The organism is Clostridium taeniosporum (genome assembly GCF_001735765.2).
In the GTDB taxonomy this organism is placed as follows: Bacteria; Bacillota; Clostridia; order Clostridiales; family Clostridiaceae; genus Clostridium; species Clostridium taeniosporum.
In genome coordinates this window covers 3020971-3046336 of the sequence record NZ_CP017253.2, presented here as the reverse complement: position 1 = coordinate 3046336, position 25366 = coordinate 3020971, and the positions used below count along the sequence as shown (strand labels likewise).

At 30.5% G+C, this 25366-nt stretch carries 15 protein-coding genes, 3 tRNA genes, 4 rRNA genes and 1 pseudogene; 18 read left to right on the top strand and 5 right to left on the bottom strand.

Going from position 1 to position 25366, the window contains the following annotated elements:
- The first annotated feature begins 685 nt into the window (after nt 1–685).
- The 5 genes from BGI42_RS13730 (at nt 686) to BGI42_RS13710 (ending at nt 5998) form a co-directional block, all read left to right on the top strand.
- Nucleotides 686–2199 (top strand): 16S ribosomal RNA (locus BGI42_RS13730).
- 505 nt (nt 2200–2704) lie between these two features.
- Nucleotides 2705–5613: ribosomal RNA gene (locus BGI42_RS13725) — 23S ribosomal RNA — on the top strand.
- A 104-nt stretch (nt 5614–5717) separates the two neighbouring features.
- A 5S ribosomal RNA gene (gene rrf, locus BGI42_RS13720) occupies nt 5718–5834 on the top strand.
- Together the 16S, 23S and 5S rRNA genes with 2 tRNA genes alongside form the textbook arrangement of a ribosomal RNA operon.
- Nucleotides 5835–5842: 8 nt before the next feature.
- Nucleotides 5843–5919, top strand: a tRNA-Ile gene (locus BGI42_RS13715).
- A 3-nt stretch (nt 5920–5922) separates the two neighbouring features.
- Nucleotides 5923–5998, top strand: a tRNA-Ala gene (locus tag BGI42_RS13710).
- 29 nt (nt 5999–6027) lie between these two features.
- On the opposite strand, the gene BGI42_RS13705 is transcribed toward BGI42_RS13710, so the two are convergent.
- The gene (locus BGI42_RS13705) at nt 6028–6426 is read right to left on the bottom strand and encodes a hypothetical protein (protein WP_069680833.1); all 399 of its coding nucleotides are present in this window, start codon (nt 6424–6426) and stop codon (nt 6028–6030) included.
- 232 nt (nt 6427–6658) lie between these two features.
- On the opposite strand from BGI42_RS13705, the gene BGI42_RS13700 reads away from it, so the two are divergent.
- The 3 genes and pseudogenes from BGI42_RS13700 (at nt 6659) to BGI42_RS13690 (ending at nt 9613) form a co-directional block, all read left to right on the top strand.
- Nucleotides 6659–7096, top strand: a complete 438-nt coding sequence (locus BGI42_RS13700; RefSeq protein ID WP_069680832.1) for a hypothetical protein — start codon at nt 6659–6661, stop codon at nt 7094–7096.
- A 278-nt stretch (nt 7097–7374) separates the two neighbouring features.
- Nucleotides 7375–7832, top strand: a pseudogene (locus BGI42_RS13695) (VanZ family protein).
- A gap of 245 nt (nt 7833–8077) precedes the next feature.
- Complete coding sequence (locus tag BGI42_RS13690; protein ID WP_069680830.1) at nt 8078–9613, top strand: AbgT family transporter; 1536 nt, start codon at nt 8078–8080, stop codon at nt 9611–9613.
- 207 nt (nt 9614–9820) lie between these two features.
- On the opposite strand, the gene BGI42_RS13685 is transcribed toward BGI42_RS13690, so the two are convergent.
- Nucleotides 9821–11638: an LTA synthase family protein gene (locus BGI42_RS13685; protein ID WP_069680829.1), complete on the bottom strand. Its 1818-nt coding sequence runs from the start codon at nt 11636–11638 to the stop codon at nt 9821–9823.
- Nucleotides 11639–11747: 109 nt separating this feature from the next.
- Nucleotides 11748–13556, bottom strand: coding sequence for an LTA synthase family protein (locus BGI42_RS13680; protein ID WP_069680828.1), 1809 nt, complete (start codon nt 13554–13556; stop codon nt 11748–11750).
- 567 nt (nt 13557–14123) lie between these two features.
- On the opposite strand from BGI42_RS13680, the gene fusA reads away from it, so the two are divergent.
- The 7 genes from fusA (at nt 14124) to BGI42_RS13645 (ending at nt 22870) form a co-directional block, all read left to right on the top strand.
- Nucleotides 14124–16205 (top strand): elongation factor G, encoded by a 2082-nt coding sequence (gene fusA, locus BGI42_RS13675; RefSeq protein ID WP_069680827.1) that lies wholly within the window; start codon nt 14124–14126, stop codon nt 16203–16205.
- A gap of 217 nt (nt 16206–16422) precedes the next feature.
- Nucleotides 16423–16659, top strand: coding sequence for a hypothetical protein (locus BGI42_RS13670; RefSeq protein ID WP_069680826.1), 237 nt, complete (start codon nt 16423–16425; stop codon nt 16657–16659).
- Between the two features lie 112 nt (nt 16660–16771).
- Complete coding sequence (locus BGI42_RS13665) at nt 16772–17725, top strand: ROK family protein (RefSeq protein ID WP_069680825.1); 954 nt, start codon at nt 16772–16774, stop codon at nt 17723–17725.
- A 164-nt stretch (nt 17726–17889) separates the two neighbouring features.
- Complete coding sequence (locus tag BGI42_RS13660) at nt 17890–18498, top strand: histidine phosphatase family protein (RefSeq protein ID WP_069680824.1); 609 nt, start codon at nt 17890–17892, stop codon at nt 18496–18498.
- Between the two features lie 23 nt (nt 18499–18521).
- Nucleotides 18522–19760, top strand: coding sequence for a competence/damage-inducible protein A (locus BGI42_RS13655; RefSeq protein ID WP_069680823.1), 1239 nt, complete (start codon nt 18522–18524; stop codon nt 19758–19760).
- Between the two features lie 491 nt (nt 19761–20251).
- A complete protein-coding gene (locus BGI42_RS13650; RefSeq protein ID WP_069680822.1) occupies nt 20252–21247 on the top strand; it encodes a CPBP family intramembrane glutamic endopeptidase in 996 nt (331 codons plus the stop codon).
- 396 nt (nt 21248–21643) lie between these two features.
- Nucleotides 21644–22870: an IS256 family transposase gene (locus BGI42_RS13645; RefSeq protein WP_069678411.1), complete on the top strand. Its 1227-nt coding sequence runs from the start codon at nt 21644–21646 to the stop codon at nt 22868–22870.
- A 196-nt stretch (nt 22871–23066) separates the two neighbouring features.
- Here BGI42_RS13645 and BGI42_RS13640 read toward each other — a convergent pair whose 3' ends face one another.
- Complete coding sequence (locus BGI42_RS13640) at nt 23067–23516, bottom strand: hypothetical protein (RefSeq protein WP_069680821.1); 450 nt, start codon at nt 23514–23516, stop codon at nt 23067–23069.
- 260 nt (nt 23517–23776) lie between these two features.
- Between BGI42_RS13640 and BGI42_RS13635 the strand changes: the two genes are divergently transcribed.
- Nucleotides 23777–23947 carry a (2Fe-2S)-binding protein gene (locus BGI42_RS13635; RefSeq protein ID WP_069680820.1) on the top strand — a complete coding sequence of 57 codons (171 nt, stop codon included), beginning with the start codon at nt 23777–23779 and terminating at the stop codon, nt 23945–23947.
- A gap of 124 nt (nt 23948–24071) precedes the next feature.
- On the opposite strand, the gene BGI42_RS13630 is transcribed toward BGI42_RS13635, so the two are convergent.
- Nucleotides 24072–24809 carry an NAD-dependent protein deacylase gene (locus BGI42_RS13630; RefSeq protein ID WP_069680819.1) on the bottom strand — a complete coding sequence of 246 codons (738 nt, stop codon included), beginning with the start codon at nt 24807–24809 and terminating at the stop codon, nt 24072–24074.
- Between the two features lie 312 nt (nt 24810–25121).
- On the opposite strand from BGI42_RS13630, the gene rrf (BGI42_RS13625) reads away from it, so the two are divergent.
- A 5S ribosomal RNA gene (gene rrf / locus BGI42_RS13625) occupies nt 25122–25238 on the top strand.
- Between the two features lie 6 nt (nt 25239–25244).
- Nucleotides 25245–25320, top strand: a tRNA-Phe gene (locus tag BGI42_RS13620).
- Nucleotides 25321–25366: the final 46 nt, after the last annotated feature.

The following is a 25366-nucleotide window of genomic DNA, read 5'->3' as shown; positions in this document are numbered from 1 at the left end:
AATGTTTTTTGAAATAATATTTATAGTTTTTATTGAGATATTTTTATATAATATATAAAATAATTTATATTAAGACATTAAAGTAAAGATAATAATATATAATAAGTACCTATATTGTAAGCAGTTTTAGTAATTGTTTAAGAATATAGGTACTTTTTAATAGGAGGAAAGTATAGAATTTTTGAAATTTGAAAGGCTGACACAATATAAACATTTATAATTTTTTCATTTAATCTTTGAAAAAATGACTATCTGTATTAATACTATTATTCTAGAACTATATATAGTTTTAGTTGAAAGTCTTAAGATTCTCAACTAAAACTCTCAACTATTAATTATCAACTCTCAACTAAAAACAGTAGTATAGCTATTTTATTTTAGAATAATAAAAAAAATTAAAAATAATGTTGACAATTATTTTTTTAGATGATATCATATAATTCGTCGCTAAGAGATGTGGCAAACAAGTTTAAGAATTAAGTTTTAGAAATTAAATTTCAACTTTAAAAAACTTGTTGACATAAAAAAACTTAGGTGATATACTTAGGAAGTCGCTTAAGGGTGACAAGATAAAAGAAAAGTTGACAAGAAAGTCAGCTATGAAAATTTGGTCTTTGAAAATTGAACAGAAGAAACATTAAAATAAACCAGCAATTCTTTATTAAAGTAAGTCAAGATTAAACTTTTTATTGAGAGTTTGATCCTGGCTCAGGACGAACGCTGGCGGCGTGCCTAACACATGCAAGTCGAGCGATGAAGCTCCTTCGGGAGTGGATTAGCGGCGGACGGGTGAGTAACACGTGGGCAACCTGCCTCATAGAGAGGGATAGCCTTCCGAAAGGAAGATTAATACCTCATAAGATTGTAGTTTCGCATGAAACAGCAATAAAAGGAGTAATCCGCTATGAGATGGGCCCGCGTCGCATTAGCTAGTTGGTAAGGTAATGGCTTACCAAGGCGACGATGCGTAGCCGACCTGAGAGGGTGATCGGCCACATTGGGACTGAGACACGGCCCAGACTCCTACGGGAGGCAGCAGTGGGGAATATTGCACAATGGGGGAAACCCTGATGCAGCAACGCCGCGTGAGTGATGACAGTCTTCGGATTGTAAAACTCTGTCTTTGGGGACGATAATGACGGTACCCAAGGAGGAAGCCACGGCTAACTACGTGCCAGCAGCCGCGGTAATACGTAGGTGGCAAGCGTTGTCCGGATTTACTGGGCGTAAAGGGAGCGTAGGTGGATATTTAAGTGGGATGTGAAATACTCGGGCTTAACCTGAGTGCTGCATTCCAAACTGGATATCTAGAGTGCAGGAGAGGAAAGTGGAATTCCTAGTGTAGCGGTGAAATGCGTAGATATTAGGAAGAACACCAGTGGCGAAGGCGACTTTCTGGACTGTAACTGACACTGAGGCTCGAAAGCGTGGGGAGCGAACAGGATTAGATACCCTGGTAGTCCACGCCGTAAACGATGAATACTAGGTGTAGGAGCTGTCATGGCTTCTGTGCCGCCGCTAACGCATTAAGTATTCCGCCTGGGGAGTACGGTCGCAAGATTAAAACTCAAAGGAATTGACGGGGGCCCGCACAAGCAGCGGAGCATGTGGTTTAATTCGAAGCAACGCGAAGAACCTTACCTAGACTTGACATCTCCTGAATTACTCTTAATCGAGGAAGTCGCTTCGGCGACAGGAAGACAGGTGGTGCATGGTTGTCGTCAGCTCGTGTCGTGAGATGTTGGGTTAAGTCCCGCAACGAGCGCAACCCTTATTGTTAGTTGCTACCATTTAGTTGAGCACTCTAGCGAGACTGCCGTGGTTAACGCGGAGGAAGGTGGGGATGACGTCAAATCATCATGCCCCTTATGTCTAGGGCTACACACGTGCTACAATGGCTGGTACAGAGAGACGCAATACCGTGAGGTGGAGCTAAACTTTAAAACCAGTCTCAGTTCGGATTGTAGGCTGAAACTCGCCTACATGAAGCTGGAGTTGCTAGTAATCGCGAATCAGAATGTCGCGGTGAATACGTTCCCGGGCCTTGTACACACCGCCCGTCACACCATGAGAGTTGGCAATACCCAAAGTTCGTGAGCTAACCCGTAAGGGAGGCAGCGACCTAAGGTAGGGTCAGCGATTGGGGTGAAGTCGTAACAAGGTAGCCGTAGGAGAACCTGCGGCTGGATCACCTCCTTTCTATGGAGAAATCTAGTTAACAAGGCGTTTAACTAGTAATTAAAATGAATGCTTACTTAATATAAGAAGGTTTATTTAATGATTTCTGTTCAATTTTGAAAGACTAAGTCTTTCAAAATGTTCTTTGAAAATTGCACATAATAATACGAAGTTTAGTGAAGTTTAGTACAAGAAATCAAATGATTTTTGTAATGAGCGTATTTTATACGTGAATGAAAAAATTATGCAGATGACGAAGTAATAAGATTCAATAAACGAGTATATTGTATATAATACAACAAGCCAAGAATATATTCTTTGTAATAATTGAAATAATTACCTAGATAATTACTCAAATTAATATTGGCAAATTGTTTATTTGTTTGTAAACAAATAAAACAATGTTACGAAGTTTAGTGGAGATAAATACGAGGAAACGAATATTTTATGCTCGGAGCGTATCGTGATACGTGAGTACATAAAATATGAAGTTGACGAAGTAGTTAGCGACAATAAACGAGTAAAAGGTCAAGCTACAAAGGGCGCATGGTGAATGCCTTGGCATCAGGAGCCGATGAAGGACGTGATAAGCTGCGATAAGCTTCGGGTAGGCGCACATAGCCAGAGATCCGGAGATGTCCGAATGAGGAAACTCACATGGGAAACCCCATGTATCGTAAAGTGAATACATAGCTTTATGAAGGTAAACCCAGGGAACTGAAACATCTAAGTACCTGGAGGAAGAGAAAGAAAAATCGATTTTCTTAGTAGCGGCGAGCGAAAGGGAAAGAGCCCAAACCAAAGATTTATCTTTGGGGTTGCGGACAGAACATTAACGAGAAGTTATAATTAACCGAACACAACTGGAAAGTTGGACCGTAGGAGGTAATAGTCCTGTAAGTAAAAGTTATAACAATCAAGTTCTGATCCAGAGTACCACGAGACACGTGAAACCTTGTGGGAAGCAGGGAGGACCACCTCCCAAGGCTAAATACTACCTGATGACCGATAGTGAAGCAGTACCGTGAGGGAAAGGTGAAAAGAACCCCGGGAGGGGAGTGAAATAGAACCTGAAACCATGTGCCTACAACCGATCAAAGCACCTTATGTGTGTGATGATGTGCTTTTTGTAGAACGAGCCAACGAGTTACGGTATGTAGCAAGGTTAAGTACTTAAGGTACGGAGCCGAAGGGAAACCGAGTCTTAATAGGGCGACTAGTTGCATGCTGTAGACCCGAAACCGGGTGACCTATCCATGGCCAGGTTGAAGCGAGGGTAAAACCTCGTGGAGGACCGAACCACGTTGCTGTTGAAAAAGCATGGGATGAGCTGTGGATAGCGGAGAAATTCCAATCGAACTCGGATATAGCTGGTTCTCCTCGAAATAGCTTTAGGGCTAGCGTCGGAAAATGTGAGTACTGGGGGTAGAGCACTGAATGGGCTAGGGGGCATAGCGCTTACCGAACCTTATCAAACTCCGAATACCAGATACTATCAGTCCGGCAGTCAGACTGCGAAAGATAAGTTCCGTAGTCAAAAGGGAAACAGCCCAGATCGTCAGCTAAGGTCCCAAAGTGTAAGTTAAGTGGAAAAGGATGTGGGATTTCTAAGACAACTAGGATGTTGGCTTAGAAGCAGCCACTCATTAAAAGAGTGCGTAATAGCTCACTAGTCAAGAGATCCTGCGCCGAAAATGTCCGGGGCTCAAACTTACCACCGAAGCTACGGGTTCACACTTTGTGTGAGTGGTAGAGGAGCGTCGTAATCGGGCTGAAGTCGTACCGTAAGGAGCGGTGGACTGATTACGAGTGAGAATGTTGGCATTAGTAGCGAGATGTAGGTGAGAATCCTACAGGCCGAATACCTAAGGTTTCCTCAGGAAGGTTCGTCCGCTGAGGGTTAGTCGGGACCTAAGCTGAGGCCGAAAGGCGTAGGCGATGGACAATCGGTTGATATTCCGATACCACTATTATCGTTATTATCGATGGTGTGACGGAGAAGGATAGGATGTGCTAGCTATTGGATGCTAGTCTAAGCATTTAGGGAGTTAGAATAGGCAAATCCGTTCTAACAATCCTGAGGCGTGATGGGGAAGGTTCTACGGAACCGAAGTATCTGATTCCATGCTTCCAAGAAAAGCATCTAGAAAGAGAAGTAGTGCCCGTACCGCAAACCGACACAGGTAGGTGAGGAGAGAATCCTAAGGCCGGCGGAAGAATTGCAGTTAAGGAACTAGGCAAATTGACCCCGTAACTTCGGGAGAAGGGGTGCCTGCGAGAGCAGGCCGCAGAGAATAGGCACAAGCAACTGTTTAACAAAAACACAGGTCTCTGCTAAAGCGAAAGCTGATGTATAGGGGCTGACGCCTGCCCGGTGCTGGAAGGTTAAGGGGAACACTTAGCGTAAGCGAAGGTGTGAACTTAAGCCCCAGTAAACGGCGGCCGTAACTATAACGGTCCTAAGGTAGCGAAATTCCTTGTCAGGTAAGTTCTGACCCGCACGAATGGCGTAATGACTTGTGCACTGTCTCAACTGCAAATCCGGCGAAGTTGTAGTGCGAGTGAAGATGCTCGCTACCCGCGATTGGACGGAAAGACCCCGTAGAGCTTTACTGTAGCTTAGCATTGAATTTCGGTATTGTCTGTACAGGATAGGTGGGAGACTGGGAAATCAGAGCGTCAGCTTTGATGGAGTCATCCTTGGGATACCACCCTGATAGTACTGGAATTCTAACTGGATGCCATGAATCTGGTGACAGGACATTGTTAGGTGGGCAGTTTGACTGGGGCGGTCGCCTCCTAAAAAGTAACGGAGGCGCCCAAAGGTTCCCTCAGAACGGTCGGAAATCGTTCGTAGAGTGCAAAGGCAGAAGGGAGCCTGACTGCGAGACCTACAAGTCGAGCAGGGACGAAAGTCGGGCTTAGTGATCCGGTGGTACCTCGTGGGAGGGCCATCGCTCAACGGATAAAAGCTACCTCGGGGATAACAGGCTGATCTCCCCCAAGAGTTCACATCGACGGGGAGGTTTGGCACCTCGATGTCGGCTCGTCGCATCCTGGGGCTGAAGTAGGTCCCAAGGGTTGGGCTGTTCGCCCATTAAAGCGGCACGCGAGCTGGGTTCAGAACGTCGTGAGACAGTTCGGTCCCTATCCGTCGCGGGCGCAGGAAATTTGAGAAGAGCTGTCCTTAGTACGAGAGGACCGGGATGGACCGACCTATGGTGTACCAGTTGTTTCGCCAGAAGCATAGCTGGGTAGCTAAGTCGGGACGGGATAAACGCTGAAAGCATCTAAGCGTGAAGCCTCCTTCAAGATGAGATTTCCCATAGCGTAAGCTAGTAAGACCCCTTGAAGACTACAAGGTTGATAGGTCAGAGGTGTAAGTATGGTAACATATTTAGCTGACTGATACTAATAGGTCGAGGGCTTGACCAATAAATATTGTATACAAATTATGTGCAATTTTGAAAGAACATTCTTTCAAAAAGATAATTATTGACAAAAAAATAATTATGTATTAAAATAATAAAAGTATTAGATCTGGTGATGATGGCATGGAAGTAACACTCCTATCCATTCCGAACAGGAAAGTTAAGATCCATAGCGCCGAAGGTACTGCATGGGAGACTGTGTGGGAGATTAGGACGTTGCCAGGTGAAAAAGAGGATCTTTAGCTCAGTTGGTTAGAGCAACCGGCTCATAACCGGTAGGTCCGGGGTTCGAGTCCCTGAAGGTCCACCATATGGGGGTATAGCTCAGTTGGGAGAGCACCTGCCTTGCACGCAGGGGGTCAAGAGTTCGAATCTCTTTATCTCCACCATTTATAAATAAGCTATGAGTATTCATAGCTTATTTTTTTGCTTTTTGTAAAGCATCATTTATAGCAATTTTCCAATTTGAAGACATATCATTAATTTCATCAATAATAGTTATATCTGCTGACTGTTTACTTAATACATTTCTAATTGTATCAGCTCTATATTTTTGTACATTTGGATTAGTATTTCCGTCTAAATTTTCTCCGGTCCATTTTGTATAATCAATTTCTTTTCCATTAGTATCTAAATGCCTAATTACAACATCAACAATTTTACCACCTTCTATATTTACAGTTACATCGTCAGAACCTTTTGAATAGTTTTCTCCTTGTCCAATATATATTCCATCTCTATATACACTTTTATTATTACAACCATTTAAAGATAAAATCAATAATAAACTTAAAGATATTAATAATATTTTTTTCATTCAATCAACTCCTTAAATAAAATACTTAATGTTAATGTTTAACTATATAAATTAATAATAAATATTTAATCTATAGTATTTTAAATTTACACAAGTATGACAATATTAGTTTGTTCATATATAGTAATTTTATTAATATTTTAATGTGATTAGTTTTTAGTAATATTTTATTGAAAAATAACATATTAAATTTATAAGAAAGTTATTTATTAAAAATAGGGAGTGAAGTTATATGGTTAGAACTATTGTTTGTGAAAAAGATGGATGTAGTGGAAATGAGTTTTATATAAATAGCAAAGATAATAAAATAAAATTAGTATGTAGTGAGTGTAAAAAAGAATATTATTATGATAATAATAGCTATGATTTTAAGATTTTATCAAGTTGCTCATCATGCAATAATAGTAAGTTTAAAGTATTTAAAGACTTAGATAGTGATGCTATATATGCTAAATGTACTAAATGTGGTGCACCACCAGAAAAAGTATTTATAGATAGTGATGGGGTTCAAGTAACTTATGAAGCAAAACTATTACATGATATAAAGGATTTAATGCATCAAGTAGATCAAAGGGTTTGTAATTTAGAGTTAAAAGTTGAAGGATTAGAAAAAGGGCATGAATTATTAGAGGAATCATTAGCTTACATAAATAAATATATGTGTAAATAAGCTAATTCAGTAAGATAGGGAAGGGATTTTAATATAATCAAACTTGATGTATAATAATAGAAAGCAATATTTTAAATATCAGTTGAGAGTTAAGGAGAGATATATATTTTTAGAAAGTCTTAAGACTTTCAACCAGAAACTCTCAACTATACACTCTCAATTAAAAAGTGTGGTATAGCCACTTTTTTAATAAAGATTAATAAAGAAATTATAAATACATTAACTTAATAGAATATATATAAACATAAGTTAAAAAATATAATATAATGGAGTGACTAATGAAAGAAAATAAAAATACTTGTAATAAGAGAAAAATAATTAACTGGATTTTATTAATAATTTGGATGAGCATTATATTTTTTATGTCTAATCAACCAGCAGTTGTATCTGATAAACAAAGTGGATTAGTTATAACAATATTAACTAAACTAGGGGTTAATATAAATAGTATATTTGGTGAATTGACAAATTTTATTGTTAGAAAGTCTGCACATTTTTTAGAGTATATGATATTAGGCATATTAATATTAAATGTATTAGAATTTCAATATAAAATAAAAAAATTAAAATGTTGGCAATTGTATTAGTATTTCTATATGCTTGTTCAGATGAAATACATCAAGTATTTGTGCCTGGAAGAGAAGGTGCAATAAGAGATGTTCTTATTGATACTTTTGGTGGGACATTTGGAATTTTTATCATATCTAAAATAAAAACTTTAAGATATAAAGTATAAAAACTTTAATCTTAAAGTTTTTATTTTTGGTGAAAAATCGTAAAAATGAATTTTAAAAAAATAAAAAAATTAATATTTATTATTATAATGTTAAAAATTCATACTTTTTTTTATCATATTTTATTAAACCATTGGGTACTTTTTTTGATAAAAATCAAATTTAATAATATAATGAATATGTATATATAATAGTAAAATTTTCTTATTTTTTAAAATCACACTAGAATTTTACCAAGGAGGAACTTATGGAAAATAAAAAAGGTAAGTTTGGGATACTTACATGGATAGAGAAAATAGGTAATGCACTTCCACACCCTACTACACTATTTATAATATTTTGTGCAGCCTTAATGATAATATCTCATATTGCTTATTTAGCAGGTGTTAATGTAAGTTATGAAGGAATTGATAGAAAAACTATGGAATTAAAGGAATTTACTGTTGGAGTAGTAAGTCTTTTAACACCAGAAGGTATTAGATATATGTTCACAAGTGCAATTAATAATTTTACAAGTTTTGCACCATTAGGAACTGTATTAATTGCATTATTAGGAGTTGGAGTTGCTGAAGGTAGTGGATTAATTTCAACATTATTAAGAAAATTAGTAACAAGTACACCAAAAAGATTTATAACTATGGTGGTTGTATTTGCTGGAGTAGTTTCTAGTATAGCTTCTGATGCAGGGTATGTTGTGTTAATACCATTAGGAGCAGTTATATTTAGAAGCTTTGGTAGACATCCCTTAGCTGGTATTGCAGCTGCATTTGCAGGGGTATCAGGTGGATTTAGTGCTAATTTATTACCAGGTCCAACGGATGCTTTATTGGGAGGTATTACAACTGAAGCAGCTAAAATATCTCAAGCAGGATATGATGTTCAAATTACATCAAATTGGTATTTCTTGATAGCATCAACATTCCTTATAACAATTATAGGTACTATAGTAACTGAAAAAATAGTTGAACCTAGACTTGGTAAATATAAAGGAAATAAAGAAAAAGAACAAGTTATAAAGATTAGTAAAGAAGAAAAAAGAGGACTATTATTTGCAGGTATTGCATTTTTATTAACATTAATTTTCTTAGCAATTTTAATAGTACCATCTAATGGAATATTAAGAAATCCAGAAACAGCAGAAGTTTTAAAATCTCCATTTATGGATTCTATAGTTGTTATAATTGCAATAGTATTTTTAATACCAGGTGTTGCATATGGTATTGGCGCTAGAACAATTAAGAATGATAAACAAGTTATTGATTTAATGGGAAAGAGTATGTCTACAATGGGTGGATACATAGTATTAGTATTTTTTGCAGCTCAATTTGTTGCTTACTTTGCTTATTCTAATTTAGGAACAATAATAGCAGTAAAAGGAGCAAATTTTTTACAAGCTACAGGAATACAAGGTATACCATTATTAATTGGATTTATAGTAGTTGCTTCATTCATAAATTTATTTATGGGATCAGCATCAGCTAAATGGGCTATTATGGCGCCTATATTTGTCCCTATGTTAATGGGATTACATTATTCCCCTGAATTAACTCAAATGGCATATAGAATAGGAGATTCTACAACTAATATAATTTCTCCACTTATGAATTATTTTGCTTTAATAGTAGCTTTCGCAGAAAAATATGACAAAGAAAGTGGAGTAGGAACACTTATATCGACAATGGTACCATATTCAATAGCATTCTTAATAGGTTGGAGTATGTTATTAATATTTTGGTTTGTATTTAAATTACCATTAGGACCTGGAGTAAGTATGATGATGTAATATTGTTAATATAAAAAGGATGTTGAAATTTCAACATCCTTTTATTTATATCTAGGAAAATATAGAAATCTTAAAGCTTAAAAATTTTATAAAATCTTTAGGATTTTCAACTAAAATTCTAAGCTTTAAGATTATACAATCTCAACTACAAAAAGTCCCGTAGCCACTTTTGTTCTTTATATTTTCAACCTTTAGTTATAATTATAGTTAATTATAATTTTTAAAATAATTTTTTTCAATTATAGTATCAGCTATTTTAAATGAATTTTTTAAATGATTAAGTTCACTTTCATCTTTTGGAGTACCTATAATATTACCAGAATTTAAAATTGTAGTATTTCTTTCTGTATTTACTAATACTCTTCCCATAGAACTATTTTCAAATTCATTTCTGTTTATTCCAAGTAAATAAGATATTGTTGGTAGAAAGTCGGATTGCCCACCTGCTTTAGATATTACTTCTGGTTTTAAATCTTTAGAGTATATTATATATGGTATGTTTTTATGATTATCTTTCCACCAATTACCCTCTAAAGGAGAATTTTTTATATCTTCTTCATAAAATTTATGAACTCCGCAGTGATCTCCATAAATCATAACAACAGTATTATCTAATTGATTATTTTTTTCTAATGCATCTAAGAATTTTCCTATAGCTTCATCGGTATATCTTACGCTTTGAAAATATGCACCTAACATATCTTCATCTAGTTCTTTTGGTAAATCTAAATATTTTTTATTATCGGGCATTTCAAATGGTCCATGACTAGTTAATGTAGTCATAAATGCATAAAAAGGTTGACTTTCATTTTTTAACTTTTCTGATATTTGTTTTAAATAAGATTCATCAGATAGTCCTAAGCCTATTATCTCATCTTGAGTGTACATTCCTATATCCAATATTTTATCTGCTCCAAAAGATTTATGCATCTCTGCCCAATTCCAACTACCTGGTAATTCAGCATGTGTAGAAATAGTAGTATATCCTTTAGTACTTAATAAATGCTGTAATGAGTTATATTTATCCCAAGGATAGGAAAATACAGTTGTATTTTGTCTTATTGGTAATATGGATGTATTAACTAATAAATCTGCATCTGAGCTTGTACCAGAATTGTTTTGTTCATATATATTATCAAAGTATAAACTATTTGATATTAATTTATTTAAATTAGGTGTTATTTCTTGTCCATATACTTTTTGGTTTATAACAAAATTTTCTAAGGATTCTACCTGCAAAGCAATTAAATTTTTACCTTCAAGTAGACCTTTATATTTATTATCTGGAAGATTCTCTTTATTATCATTAAACCAATTTTTTATAGTAGCTATGTCATTAGAAGTTAAAGATTTATTTTTATCTTTATAAAAATTAATATCAAATCCATGATATCCTAAGGGACTCATGTCACTAAATGTTTGAAATGGTGCCCAAGATAAGCTGAATAATCTTTTTCCTGGTATCATGTGTTTAATATCTACATAATAATGTCCTAAACCTATAGTAAATGTGCTTAATAAGAAAATTGATATAGATTTTGCTATTCTAAAAGATAACTTTCTTTCATTTTCTTCTTTTTTTATTTTAATTAATTTATTTGCAATAAGTAATATAATAAAATCAATAAAAAATGCTAAATCTACCAATCTAAAATTAAATAAATTCTTTTTAATTGGATTAAATATTTCGGTATGCATTAAATGTCTAATAGATAAAAAGGTTCCATTAGCTCGGTAGTACCATATATCTGCTACAAATATAATTGTAATCAAAATATCTATTACTAAAGTAGCTTTTAATTGATCTTTATTTTTAAAAAGAAATATGGGACTACATATTAATACTATTATGGCTAAATGTGCCCATATTACAGGTGGTGTAAAATAAGTATTACTTAAACTTATACTTGATGAATTTGGTGTTCTTAGCATAGATAGTAATATCATGGATTTTAGTTGAAGGATAATTACCATAAATACAAATAACCAATTACTTTTAATAATGCTTTTTAATTTTTTCTTCATATGTTTTCTCCATTAAGTTTTATTTTATTTTGTATATATTATAACTTAAATAAAAACTTCAACCAATATGTACTTATTGAATTGAAGTTTTTATTTATAATTTATTTACTTAGTTATTATTGAAGTAATTAGTTTTTATTATTTTTTCTCCTATTTCATAAGCTTTTGAAACATGTTCTTCATCTAAAGGTCTAACATTTCCAACCATATTATTTCCTTTTATAGTTATGGCATTTCTATTAGTATTAACTAGGATCCTTCCCATACTTGAATTTCTGTATAAATCATCATTAACACCTAATAAATAACATATAGTTGGCATAAGATCTGTTTGACCACCTGCTTTATTTATAATTTTATGTTTTAAATCTTTAGAATATATTATTAATGGAATTTTATGATCTACTTTATCCCACCAATTATTTTCGTAATCAATATCTTTAATGTCTTCATTATAGTATTTATGGACTCCAGTATGATCACCATATATAACTAAAACAGTATTATCAAGTAATCCAGCTTTATCTAGTTTATTGCAAAACATTTCTAATTGGTTATCAGTATATAATACACTTTCAAAATATCCCCCTAGATAACTATTATTAACTTCATCAGGTAAATCTAATTGTCTATATTTTTCTGGTAAATCAAAAGGACCATGATTAGATAATGTAGGTAATTGAATAAAAAATGGTTGTTTAACTTTTTTAAGTTTTTCAGCAGTTTGTCTTAGAAAACTTTTATCCGCTAATCCATATCCAACGCTTTCTTCATACACATAATCATTTACAGTCCAAAGTTCATTGACTCCAAAACTATTTCTATGAAGTTCAGTCCAATTAAATGAATTAGGTAATTCAGCATGAGATGATATTGTGTGATAACCTTCTTTTTCTAGAATTCTTGGTAATGAATTAGGATAAACATTTTCTCCATAATTCAAAGCTGTTATCTTATCACCTAAAGGATATATAGAAGTATTAACCATAAAATCACAATCAATACTATTACCAGCATTATTTTGTTCATAGAAATTATTGAAATATAGCCCTTCACTAGCTAGTTTATTTAAAAATGGTGTTATTTCTTTTCCATTTGTTTTTTTATTTATAACGAAATTCTCTAAAGACTCTATTTGAAGAAATATTACATTTTTACCTTTAAACAATCCTTTATATTCATTATCTTGAATTTTTTCTTTATTAAATTTTAACCAATTTTCAATTTCATTTTTATCATTATTAGAAGGTTTTTCGTTAAAGTATTTGTCAGTTGCTCTAATACCTTCTACTATATGGTATCCAATAGGACCGGGAACTTTAACTTCTGCTAAGGTTGTCCATTGATTAAAAATTATACTATCTCCAAAGTCACCTAATTTATAGACATCAATACATATGTAAGAACTTATAATTATAAATATTGAAATTATAATTGTAATAAAGAAATTTTTAAAACTTATTTTATTATTATTTTTAATTTTATTTTTAATAAACCAAAGTAATATTATATCTATAACAAATATAATATCGATTAACTTAAGATTTATAAATGAGTGGTATAAAGGATTAAAAGTACCTTGGAAAAAAATATTTTTTAATCCTAATAAATCTCTATTAGGTCTAAAATAGGATAGATCTGCAATCAATAATAATGAATATAGTGAATTTATAATTATATAAAAAATAGTTTGTTTATTTTTTGAAAATAAATAACCAAATGAATAAATAAAAAGAATAAAAGCTAAATAAACAATAGAAAACTTAAAGCTTAAAGTATTCATTAATATTTTATCAGCAGTATCTGTATTGAGAATAGATATAAAAAGAATAGTTTTTATTAACATAGTAACAATGGTGAAAATTTTTAACATCGTTACTTTATCAGAAAATAATTTTTTGGAATTTAATTTTTTCATAAATAGTAATCTCCTATGTAATAAGTATTTCTATTTATATTATAAGAACTTAAAGATATTAAATTTTTATAATATAGATAGATTTTTAATAAATAATATGTTTATTTATTTTTTAATTCTTTATTATACTTGTTTTTTTAAATAAAGAACTTGTTTTTTAAATAAGGATATATTGTATATATAAATATTACCTCAAATATTGAGATTATAAATAGCAAATTTTCAGGTAAACAATTTTAGTATAATTATTTTTATGATTAAATGTACTATGATTTTCAAAATTACCTTATATGTTTAATTTTTCAAATTTATAAGATTTATTATAGCATTATCTAAAGATAAATTTAATATTTATAATATATACAGTTTTATTTGTAGTAAATATATTTAAATAAATTGATATATATTAAGTATCAATTTAAAAAGATAAAATATTCTGAATATTTTAAAAATAGAAAAGGAGTTTTTAAATATATTATTGAATAATATATTTAAATAATAAGTATTTAAAGGAAAGGCAGGTGAAAGCCAACTCCTAAGGAAACTTATAGGTTTGGCTATGAATTTATGAGAGGTTATAATATTAAAAACTTAAGAAATATAGGATTAATGGGTCATAGCGGTACAGGAAAGACTTCTTTGGTTGAAGCCATTTTATACAATTCTAATATAATTGATAGATTAGGAAATATAGAAGATGGAACAACTACTTTAGATTACGATGATGAGGAGAAAAAAAGAAAATTAACAATTTCACTTTCTATAGCACCAATTGAAGTAAATGATGTGAAAATAAATTTTGTAGATACTCCTGGATATTACGACTTTGAAGGTGAATGCATAGAAGGTATGAGAGCTGTAGATGTTGGAATGATAGTTGTTAGTGGAGTATCTGGAATAAAAGTAGGAACAGAAAAGGCTTGGAAATATTGTAACAAGATAAAATTACCAAGGACATTTTTTATAAATAAGTTAGATAGAGAAAATTCTAATTTTGATAAGGTATTACAATCACTTAAAGATAAGTTTGGTATAAGTGTAGTTCCAATTCAATATCCAATTGGTTCTGAAGAAGATTTTGAAGGTGTAGTTAATATTATTACAAATGAGGCTAAGGTATACAATCCTAAAACTAAGAAAACTGAAATAGTAGATATACCAGAAAATTTAAAAGAAAAAGTACAACAATGTAAAGAAATGCTTATAGAATCAATTGCTGAAACTGATGAAGAATTACTTGAGAAGTATTTTAGTGAAGGTACATTAAGTGGTGAAGATTTATATAAAGGATTAATAAATGGATGTGCAAATGGTGAGATTGCTCCAGTAATGTGTGGTAGTTCATTAAAAGTAATAGGTATTGATACTTTGCTTGAGAACATAATACAATGTTTTCCATCACCAGAATATGCAATTTCACAAAAGGCTTTAAATATTGAAACTAATGAAGAAGAATTTATAACTATTGATGAGAATAAACCGTTTTCTGCTTTGGTGTTTAAAACAATTTCTGATCCTTTTGTTGGTAAGATATCATTCTTTAGAGTTATGACTGGAGCAGCAACGGAAGATATTAATGTATTGAATAGCAATAAAAATAAGATAGAAAAATTCTCACACATGTATTTTATCAGAGGTAAAAATCAAATTCCAACTAAAAAAATTATAGCAGGAGATATAGGAGCTATATCGAAATTACAATATACAAATACAGGTGACACTTTATGCGATAGTAACTTTAAAATAGTATATGACAAGATGAATGTACCTGTTCCAGTTATTTCTATGGCTGTAATCCCTAAAACTAAAGGAGACGAAGAAAAAATATCACAAGCATTGGCTAAATTGAAAGATGAAGATTTGGTTTTTGATATAACTAGGGATAATGAAAGTTCAGAAATAATAATATCAGGTCTTGGTGAAACACATATAGATATAATTGCAAGCAAAATTAAAAATAAATTTGGTGTTGATGTTTTATTAAAGGAACCTAGAATTCCATATAAAGAAACTATAAAATCATCAGCTGATGTTAGAGGAAAGCATAAAAAGCAATCAGGTGGCCATGGACAATATGGAGATGTTGTAATAAAGTTTGAACCTAGAAATGATGGGGAAACAGACTTAGAATTTGTGGACAAGATAGTTGGAGGAGCTGTACCTAGAAACTTTATACCAGCAGTAGAAAAGGGATTAAAAGAATGTATAGAACATGGAGTTCTTGCCAAATGTCCTGTAATAGGTCTTAAAGCTACATTACATGATGGATCGTATCATCCAGTAGATTCATCAGAAATGGCATTTAAAGTTGCAGCATCAATAGCATATAAAAAAGGTCTAGAACAAGCTAAGCCAATATTGTTAGAACCTATAATGAAAGTACAAGTAACAGTTCCTGATGAATATACAGGTGATATTATGGGGGATATAAATAAAAAGAGGGGGAGGATCATAGGCATGAATCCAATAGATTCTTCTCAAGAAATAACTGCAGAAATTCCTCTTTCAGAAATAACTAGATATGTAACTGAACTAAGGTCTATTACTCATGGAAGTGGAAGTTTTAAGAAAGAATTCTTAAGATATGAAGAAGTACCAGAAGCAGAAGCAAGTAAGATAATAGAAAAACTGAATTTGGATAATAAGTAATGTTATTATGAATATAGTAATAATGTAATAAGATATGTTATTAATTTAGACGGATTAGAGTTTTTATAAAAGATATAAGTACTAGAAAATAATAGTATTTATATCTTTTTTTACATAATAATATATAGAATAATACTAAATAATAGAGGAATAATAAGGTTATACAAGATGATAATTAAATTTATAAGTTCAATAATAGATGTGAGGGATATAATGTATGTCAACATATAGTATGGATATTATAGGAAGACTTGGATTAAGCGAATATAGTAATATTTTTGATTATTTTAGTATTGTAGATCATGGTGATAATTTCATAATAAGAATAAATAAGGATAGCGAAGAAAATATAAAGTTAATTAATTCTATGCTTGCAGATAATAAATTTATTATTAGTAATGCTGGCTTTAATTCATATGGTTGTTATTCCATAAATGCGCATAAAGAAAGATAAAATACTAATTTCCCCATTCCTTTAAGCTGAATTATATAGTATAATGAATTTATTAGAACCGTTACCGGTGAAAAAGATTACAACAAAAGTATTCAGTATGGAGGATAAATTTATGCAAAAATTTGTAGTAGGAGTTGACTTAGGAGGAACTAAAATAAGTGCAGCTTTATCAAATTTAAATGGTGAAGTTATTAGCCAAACAACAGTTCCAACTAATGCACATGAGGGAGAAATTCCTGTATTAAATAGAATAATAGATTCGGTAGATAAGGTAATAAAAGATGGTGGAGTTACTTATAAGGATGTAAAATCAATAGGAATTGGTTCACCAGGACCACTTGATGCAGAAAAAGGGGTAATAATATATACACCTAATCTTCCGTTTAAAAATTTTAACTTAGTAGATCCACTAAATAAGAAGTTTGAAGTACCAGTATTTCTAGATAATGATGCAAACGTTGCTACTATTGGAGAATTTATGTTTGGTGCAGGAAGAGGTGCTAAAAACGTATTATTCTTTACAGTAAGCACAGGCGTAGGCGGCGGAGCCGTATTAGATGGAAAGATATACAGAGGTCATACATCAAATGCTTTAGAAATTGGTCATATGACTGTAAATCCTGATGGTCCAAGATGTAATTGTGGAAATATTGGTTGTGTAGAAGCGATATCATCAGGAACAGCTATTGGTAAAAGAGGACAAGAAGCTGTTAATAGTAAAGTTGAAACATCATTAAGAAAATATGAAAAAATAACTTCATATGAAGTATTTGTAGAAGCAGCTGCTGGAGATGAAGTATGTAAGGAAATCGTAGATAATGCATTAAACTATTTAGGAATTGCTGTAGCTAATGCAGTTTCAATCTTTGATCCAGAAGTTATAATTATTGGTGGAGGAGTTTCAAAGGCTGGAGATATCGTATTTGATACAGTAAGAAAAGTTGTAGATAAGAGATGCTTTAAGTCAATGGCAGAATCAGTTAAAGTTGTACCAGCGGGACTTGGTACAGATGCAGGTGTTATTGGTGCAGTAGCATTAGCATTACTTGAAACTAAAGAAGATTAATAATATAAAATTTTTATAAGACCACTTAACTGTTATATATTTATGCAGGTAAGTGGTTTTATTTTTTAACTAAAAAGCGTGGCGTATTTACATTATCTTTTGAATATAATTTGTAAGTATTGTAAAATTAATTATATGAATTACAGTATGGAGAGTGATTAGGTATGATGACATTATTTTTAACTAGACATGGAGAAACTGAATGGAATATAGATAGAAAGCTTCAAGGAAGTCAAGATTCACCTTTAACAGAAAGAGGATTGAGACAAGCTAGGAGTTTAAGAGATAGATTAAAAAATGAAAAAATAGATGTAATATATTCAAGTCCAACTAAAAGAGCTTTAGATACAGCCAAAATTATAGCAGAAGCTAATAATACACCAATAGTAACTTGTGATGAATTTAAAGAAATTGGATTTGGAGAATACGAAGGAAAGTATATAAAAGATCTACCAATAATAGGTGAAAATAATTTTTTAGAAGAAATGTTTTGTGGAAATCATGAAATAAAAGGTACAAATGGAGAGACACTTTTGGATGTAAAGAACAGAAGTTTTAAGATGTTAGAATCAATTTTAGAGAAAGAAAGTGATAAAAATATTTTAATAGTTACTCATGGAATGGCTTTAAAAGTTATAATGAGTTACTTTACAGAATTTGAGTGTGAACTTAAGGGTGTATATGGTCAAGCTTCATTGACTAAAATAGTAAGAGATAAAGATAAATTTAACATTCTATTTAAAAATGATAGAAGTCATACAGAAAATCTTTAAATCTTTAATAGAGAGGTTATAGAATGAAAGTTGAAATAGTATCAATAGGAACAGAAATATTATTAGGTGATATTGTGAATACTAATTCTCAATATTTATCTAAGGAGTTAGCTTTGCTAGGGCTTGATGTATATAATCAACAAGTTGTTGGTGACAATGAAGAAAGAATTATGGAAGCATTTGAACTAGCATTTAGTAGAAGTGATATAGTTATAACAACAGGAGGTCTTGGGCCTACAGATGATGATATGACTAAAGAAGTCGCTTCAAAATATTTTGATAGAGAATTAGTAGAAGATAAATATTCAAGAGAAAAAATTGAAGATTATTTTAAATCAATGGGTAAAAGCATGCCTAAAAATAATTTAAAACAGGCTTTATATCCAAAAGATTCGATTGTAGTTGAAAATAATAATGGAACAGCACCAGGAATTATTATAGAAGCTAAAGGTAAAGTAATGATTATTATGCCAGGTCCTCCTAATGAAATTAAACCTATGTTTGAGGAGAATATAAAATCTTATTTAGGTAATAAGACTAATGCAGTCTTATATTCTAAAGTAGTAAAAATAATAGGAATAGGAGAAAGTTCTGTAGCAGAAAAAATAAAGGATATAATAGATAATCAAACTAATCCAACAGTGGCACCTTATGCAAAAAATGGAGAAGTAGAGTTAAGATTAACTGCTAAAGCAAATGATAAAGCTGAAGGATTAAGATTAATAGAACCAGTATTAAATGATATAAGGGAAAGATTAAAAGAAAATATATATTCCATTAGTAATGAGACAATAGAAGAAGTATTGGGAAAAACTTTAATAAATAAGAATTTAACTTTAGCAAGTGCTGAATCATGTACTGGGGGATTAATAGCTAGTACATTAATTTCGTATCCAGGAATATCAGAAGTTTTTATGGAAGGTGCAGTAACATATTCTAATAATGCCAAAATAAGAAGATTAGGAGTTAGAAAAGATACTTTAGATAGTTATGGAGCAGTAAGTGAACAAGTAGCAATTGAAATGGCAAAAGGAATCTGTAAAACTGCAGGAACTGATATAGGGATATCTACAACTGGAATTGCTGGACCAGGTGGTGGAACGCCAGAAAAACCAGTAGGATTAGTTTATATAGGAATATGTATAAATGGTAAGGCATATGCTAAAAGGTATTTATTTAAGGGAAATAGATCAAAAGTAAGAAAACTAACAACTATATGTGCTTTAGATATGATTAGAAGAGAAGTAGAAAACATATCTTAAGGTCTTAATTAAAATATTTTGAAGAAAAAAATATTCCTATTGCTATGTTAATAACAATAGGAATAAAATTTGGTATATAAATAAAATGGGGGGAGAGGCGATTAAATATTGAAGTTAGTTACTTCAATATAAATTCTTTCCTAAGAGATAATTATTTATACACTTTAAATTAATTTAATTTAAAATAATTTTATAATTAGTTATATATTTAGATATATTAAATATTGGACTTTATTTTAAGATGAATTAAATTTATAATTTAAAATTGTAGTGAATATATTTTATTTAGTAGAATATAAGGCATATGAAAATAAATAAAAAGTTAAAGATGCAAAGGATATTTTGTGAAATACAATGACTTGGGATTTCATTAATAGTTGTGCTAGTAGTAGGCTCCAAAGAAAAAGTAGTTCATAAAATAAGCTATCATACTGAATAGTTATTTATTTGAATGTGCCTAAATCTTAAATTTTGTAGTTAAAGGTGTAAGTATGAGAAAAACATTTAGAGCAAATTTGTATTTTTTAATAATATTATTATGGGAAATAATAGGAACAAACATTATATGCCCACTTTTGTATTTTTATATGAGAACAAGTGATATAAGAGTAGCATTATTTTTGAATCATATGATTTTATTTATAATTCCAGCAATATTATATGTGATAATAGTTAAGGCAAATATAAAACAAACTTTTAAATTTAATAAACTATATTTAAAAGACTTCTTCTTAATAGTTCTTTTATCTATTATAAGTCAACCATTGGTGACTTTATTTTCACTTATAACATCATTTTTCTTTGAAAATGATATAGGTAAGTTTGTATCTGAAATATCAAATACACCATTTTTAATAATGTTACTTTTAATGGCGGTTATGCCAGCCATAACAGAAGAGATAACTTTAAGAGGGATAGTTCAATCAGGATATGATGATAAAAGTGATTTAAAAACTTGTGTGATAATAGGTTTGTTATTTGGTATATTTCATTTAAATGGTCAGCAATTTTTATATGCAGCTGTTCTAGGAGGGATTTTAGCTTATTTAGTTAGAATAACTAATAGTATATTTGCTTCTATGACATTTCACTTTATGATTAATGGAACATCTGTAGCTTTACAAAAACTATTAACATTTACTCAAAATAAATTTGGAATTGAAGAGACAGCAAAGGATATATCTATCAAATCATTATCAATAGCTGAAAAGCTGAACTTATTAAAAGGCACTATAGGTCTTGGAATAGTTTCAGCAGTTTTAATTGTATTGGTACTTAAAAAACTTAAGAAAATAAATGATAAGAGAAAAAGAGATTTAATTAATGAACAAATTCAGTATAAAGAGGCTGAAATTGTAGAGTATGAGAATTTAAATAAAGGGATTTCTCATAATAAAGAAGACAAAATAATGAATTGGCCATTAATAGTAACAATAGTAATATATTTGTTATATATGGGTGCTTCTATTATATTAACTAACAAATAATAATGAATTTATTTAAACGTACCTTAGTTAAAATTAAAAGGTGAAAGCGTAGAGTTATAAAGAAATTAGTATTACAATTTCTAAATAGCTTTAACTTTCACCTTTTAATTATTAATTATTAACTAAAAATTAGTATAAAGATTTTAAGGCATATGAAAATAAATAATAAGTCAAAGATGCAAAGGATATTTTGTGAAATATAATAACTTAGTCTCTACTAATGGTTGTGATATTAGTAGAACTCAAGGAATAAGTAGTTCACAAAATAAACTAGCATATTGAATAGTTGGGGATGTAGTGAGATTTGTGTAAAAGCAAATCTACTACATCTTTTTTTGAATGGTTTTATGGTAGATTTGGAATAATATACTTATGAATATTAGAGGAGGATTACAAATGAGAGTACCAGATATAAATTATCAAGAAGAAATAAAGAAATGCAAAAGTATGGACGATGTTGTGGGTAAGAATGGGTTAATGCAAAGATTATTAAAAGATGTTATGCAACAACTACTTGAAGCTGAAATGGAAGAACATTTAGGTAGAGAAAAATATGAGAGAACCGATAACGATAGTGACAAGAATTATAGAAATGGGTATTCAAAAAAAGATGTTAGAAGCAGCTACGGGGAGATACCTATAGATATTCCTAGAGATAGAAAATCAGAGTTTGAACCAAGAACTATAAGAAAATATGAAACTGATTGTAATGAATTAGATAAAAAAATAATTGGTTTATATGCTCGTGGAATGTCTACAAGAGACATTCAATCCGAACTGGAAGAATTATATGGAATAGATGTATCTCCATCAATGATATCTAAAATAACAGATAAAGTAATGATTGCAGCTGCTGAATGGCAAAATAGAATGTTAGATCCTGTGTATCCTATAGTTTATATGGATGCTATTCATTTTAAAGTGAGAGACGAACATAGAATAGTTACAAAGGCTGCTTATATTTGCATGGGTGTTGATATGGAAGGCTATAAAGATATATTAGGAATATGGATTGGCGAAGCCGAAGGAGCAAAATTTTGGCTTAGCGTTTGTAATGATTTAAATAATCGTGGTGTTAAAGACATATTAATTGCATGTATGGACGGTTTAAGAGGATTACCAGATGCTATTAAAGCTGTTTTTCCAAAAGTATGTATTCAAAATTGCATAATACATCAAATAAGAAATTCAATGAAATATGTATCATATAAAAATAGAAAAGAATTTATGAAAGACTTAAAACTGGTGTATAAAGCAGATACAGAGGAGATAGCGCTAACGCAGCTCGATAGGCTAAAGAATAAATGGGATGATGTTTATAGTACTGTAATAGATTCATGGTATGAAAATTGGGATAGATTGTCTACATATTTTTCATATACTAAAGAAATTAGAAAAATGATTTACACTACTAATGCACTAGAAGGATTTAATAGGCAATTAAGAAAATTCACTAAAATTAGAACAGTATTTCCAACAGATGATTCTTTGCGAAAATCATTATATTTAGCAACAGATCAAGTTATGAAAAAATGGACTTCACCAATAGCTAATTGGGGAATAACTCTTTTAAAATTAGAAATAATGTTCAAAGATAGAATCGAGGAAGCGTTAGCAATATAGCTTGTACTTATTAGAAAATTACAGTATATAATACTTATTTTAGTGCATACTAAAATTATGAAACCACGTAGTTTTAGTATTTGTAAAAATATTAAAAATATAACTGGAAACATAATTTCCAGTTATACAATATATTAAAATATTTAATTTACACAAATTATTCTACATTCTCGAATAGTTATTTATTTGAATGTACCTAACATTTAATTATATCTGTATATGATGACTTATCTAAGAAACTAGAAAAACAATCTTCTTTTACCCAACCTCTTGAATTTATATTTGTATCTATAGGAAGGGATACATAATACCATACAGTTTTGTTACATAAAGCTTTATCAAGTATATAAACTTCCATAGATATGTCTAGAGTTTGTAATGCTGGAGCTAATTCATTTGGAGATAGATATACTATAGAATCTTTAGTTAATAGACCAGCATGTTCAGTTAAATCTAAGAACATAATTGAAGGATTATGTTTTAAAGTATTTAATTGATTATATTTTGATTTTAATTTAAAAAATTGTTCTTGACTAGCTATTAATTGCTTTTTTACTGATGATATTCTATTTTCATAATTATATATTAAAAATAGTAAAGAACCTGATGCAACAATAATAAATAATAAAAATAATAAAATCTTCATATTAAATCTCCTATAACAACTATCATTTAAATTATATTTATACTGTATAGAAAAAATTCCTTAATTCGTTTTAAATAAAATTTATATTGTAATTAAATTTTATTTATAATACTAATAATTAAAATAAATCTTTAAATTATTAGATAATAATTTATATTATTTAATAATTTCTATTGAAATTTTATGTTATATGTATTAAAATTAAATCACAGGGAGTTATTCTTGTAATATAAAAAATGATTATTAAGGAGAATAGAAAGATGGATATGAGTGAAGTAATTTGTGGATGTGTTGGAGTTACAGCACAAGATATAAAGGATGCAATGAATAATGGAGCTACTACTTTAGAAGAAGTACAAGAAGCTACTAATGCAGGTACATGTTGTGGTGGCTGTGTAGATAAAATAGAAGAAATAATGATTGCTAAGTAGTAAGAAATAGTTATAAAATTAAAGCTTTTAATAAGGGTATGTTTTCTATTGAGAAAACATACCCTTATTAGTTATAAATTTTTATATTTATAAAATAAATAAATGCATATTAAGCATATTTTAGTTACATCTTATTAACAGCATCACTTAAAACTTTTCCAATTGAATCATTAATAACTAAATCGGCTTTTGAGTCAGCTGAAGTAGCACTTTTATTTATAAGTATGAGATTATTCCCTTTAAAATAATCAATTAATCCAGCAGCCGGATAAACGACTAATGAGGTTCCTCCTATGATTAATGTATCTGCTTTAGATATTGCTTTAATTGCACCAGTGATAGTGTATTCATCTAATCCTTCTTCATAAAGAACTACATCTGGTTTAACAGTTCCTCCACATTTTGTACAAGTAGGTACTCCTTTTGATTCTAATATAAAGTCTGAATCATAAAATTCATGACATTTAATACAGTAGTTCCTATTAATAGATCCATGAAGTTCAAAAACATTTTTTGAACCAGAAGCTTGATGAAGTCCATCAATATTTTGAGTAACAATAGCCTTAAGTTTACCCATTTCTTCTAGTTTAGCTAATGCTATATGTCCAGCATTAGGTTTAGCTTTTGGATATATAAGTTTATCTTTATAGAAGTTAAAAAATTCCTCAGGATATTTAATATAAAAGCTATGAGACACTAATTGTTCAGGAGTAAAAGTTACATTTAGTTTTTTATTAAATAAGCCATTAGCACTTCTAAAATCAGGTATTCCAGATTCTGTTGACATTCCGGCACCCCCAAAGAAGACTATGTTATTACTATCTTTTAAGATTGTTGTTAGTTTTTCTATTTCAGTATTCATGAAATCATCTCCAAACTGTATTTATATATTTTATTATTACACAATTTATTATAAAAATTAAATAGATATGAATAAAGAGTGTTTATTGTAATAGTATTTAATAAACAAAGGAATTAATGAATTACTATAGATATTATAAACATTAAGCTAATAAGCTGATTTTATAAATCATATTAAAATCTTGTTAACACTAGTAATGTTAAGTGTTAATTATATATAATTAGTTAAAATACGAATAAACAATAAAAAAATAAAAAAATTTAAAAAAGTTATTGACATAATAGTGATATCTAGATATAATACTACTTGTGATCTGGTGATGACGGCGTAGAGGTAACACTCCTTTCCATTCCGAACAGGACAGTTAAGGTCTACAGCGCTGATAGTACTGCACGGGAGACTGTGTGGGAGGATAAGACGTTGCCAGGTAGATATGGCTCGATAGCTCAGTCGGTAGAGCAGAGGACTGAAAATCCTCGTGTCACTGGTTCGATTCCAGTTCGAGCCACCAATAAAACACTAACATTTGTTAGTGTTTTTTTATGTCTAGAAAATTA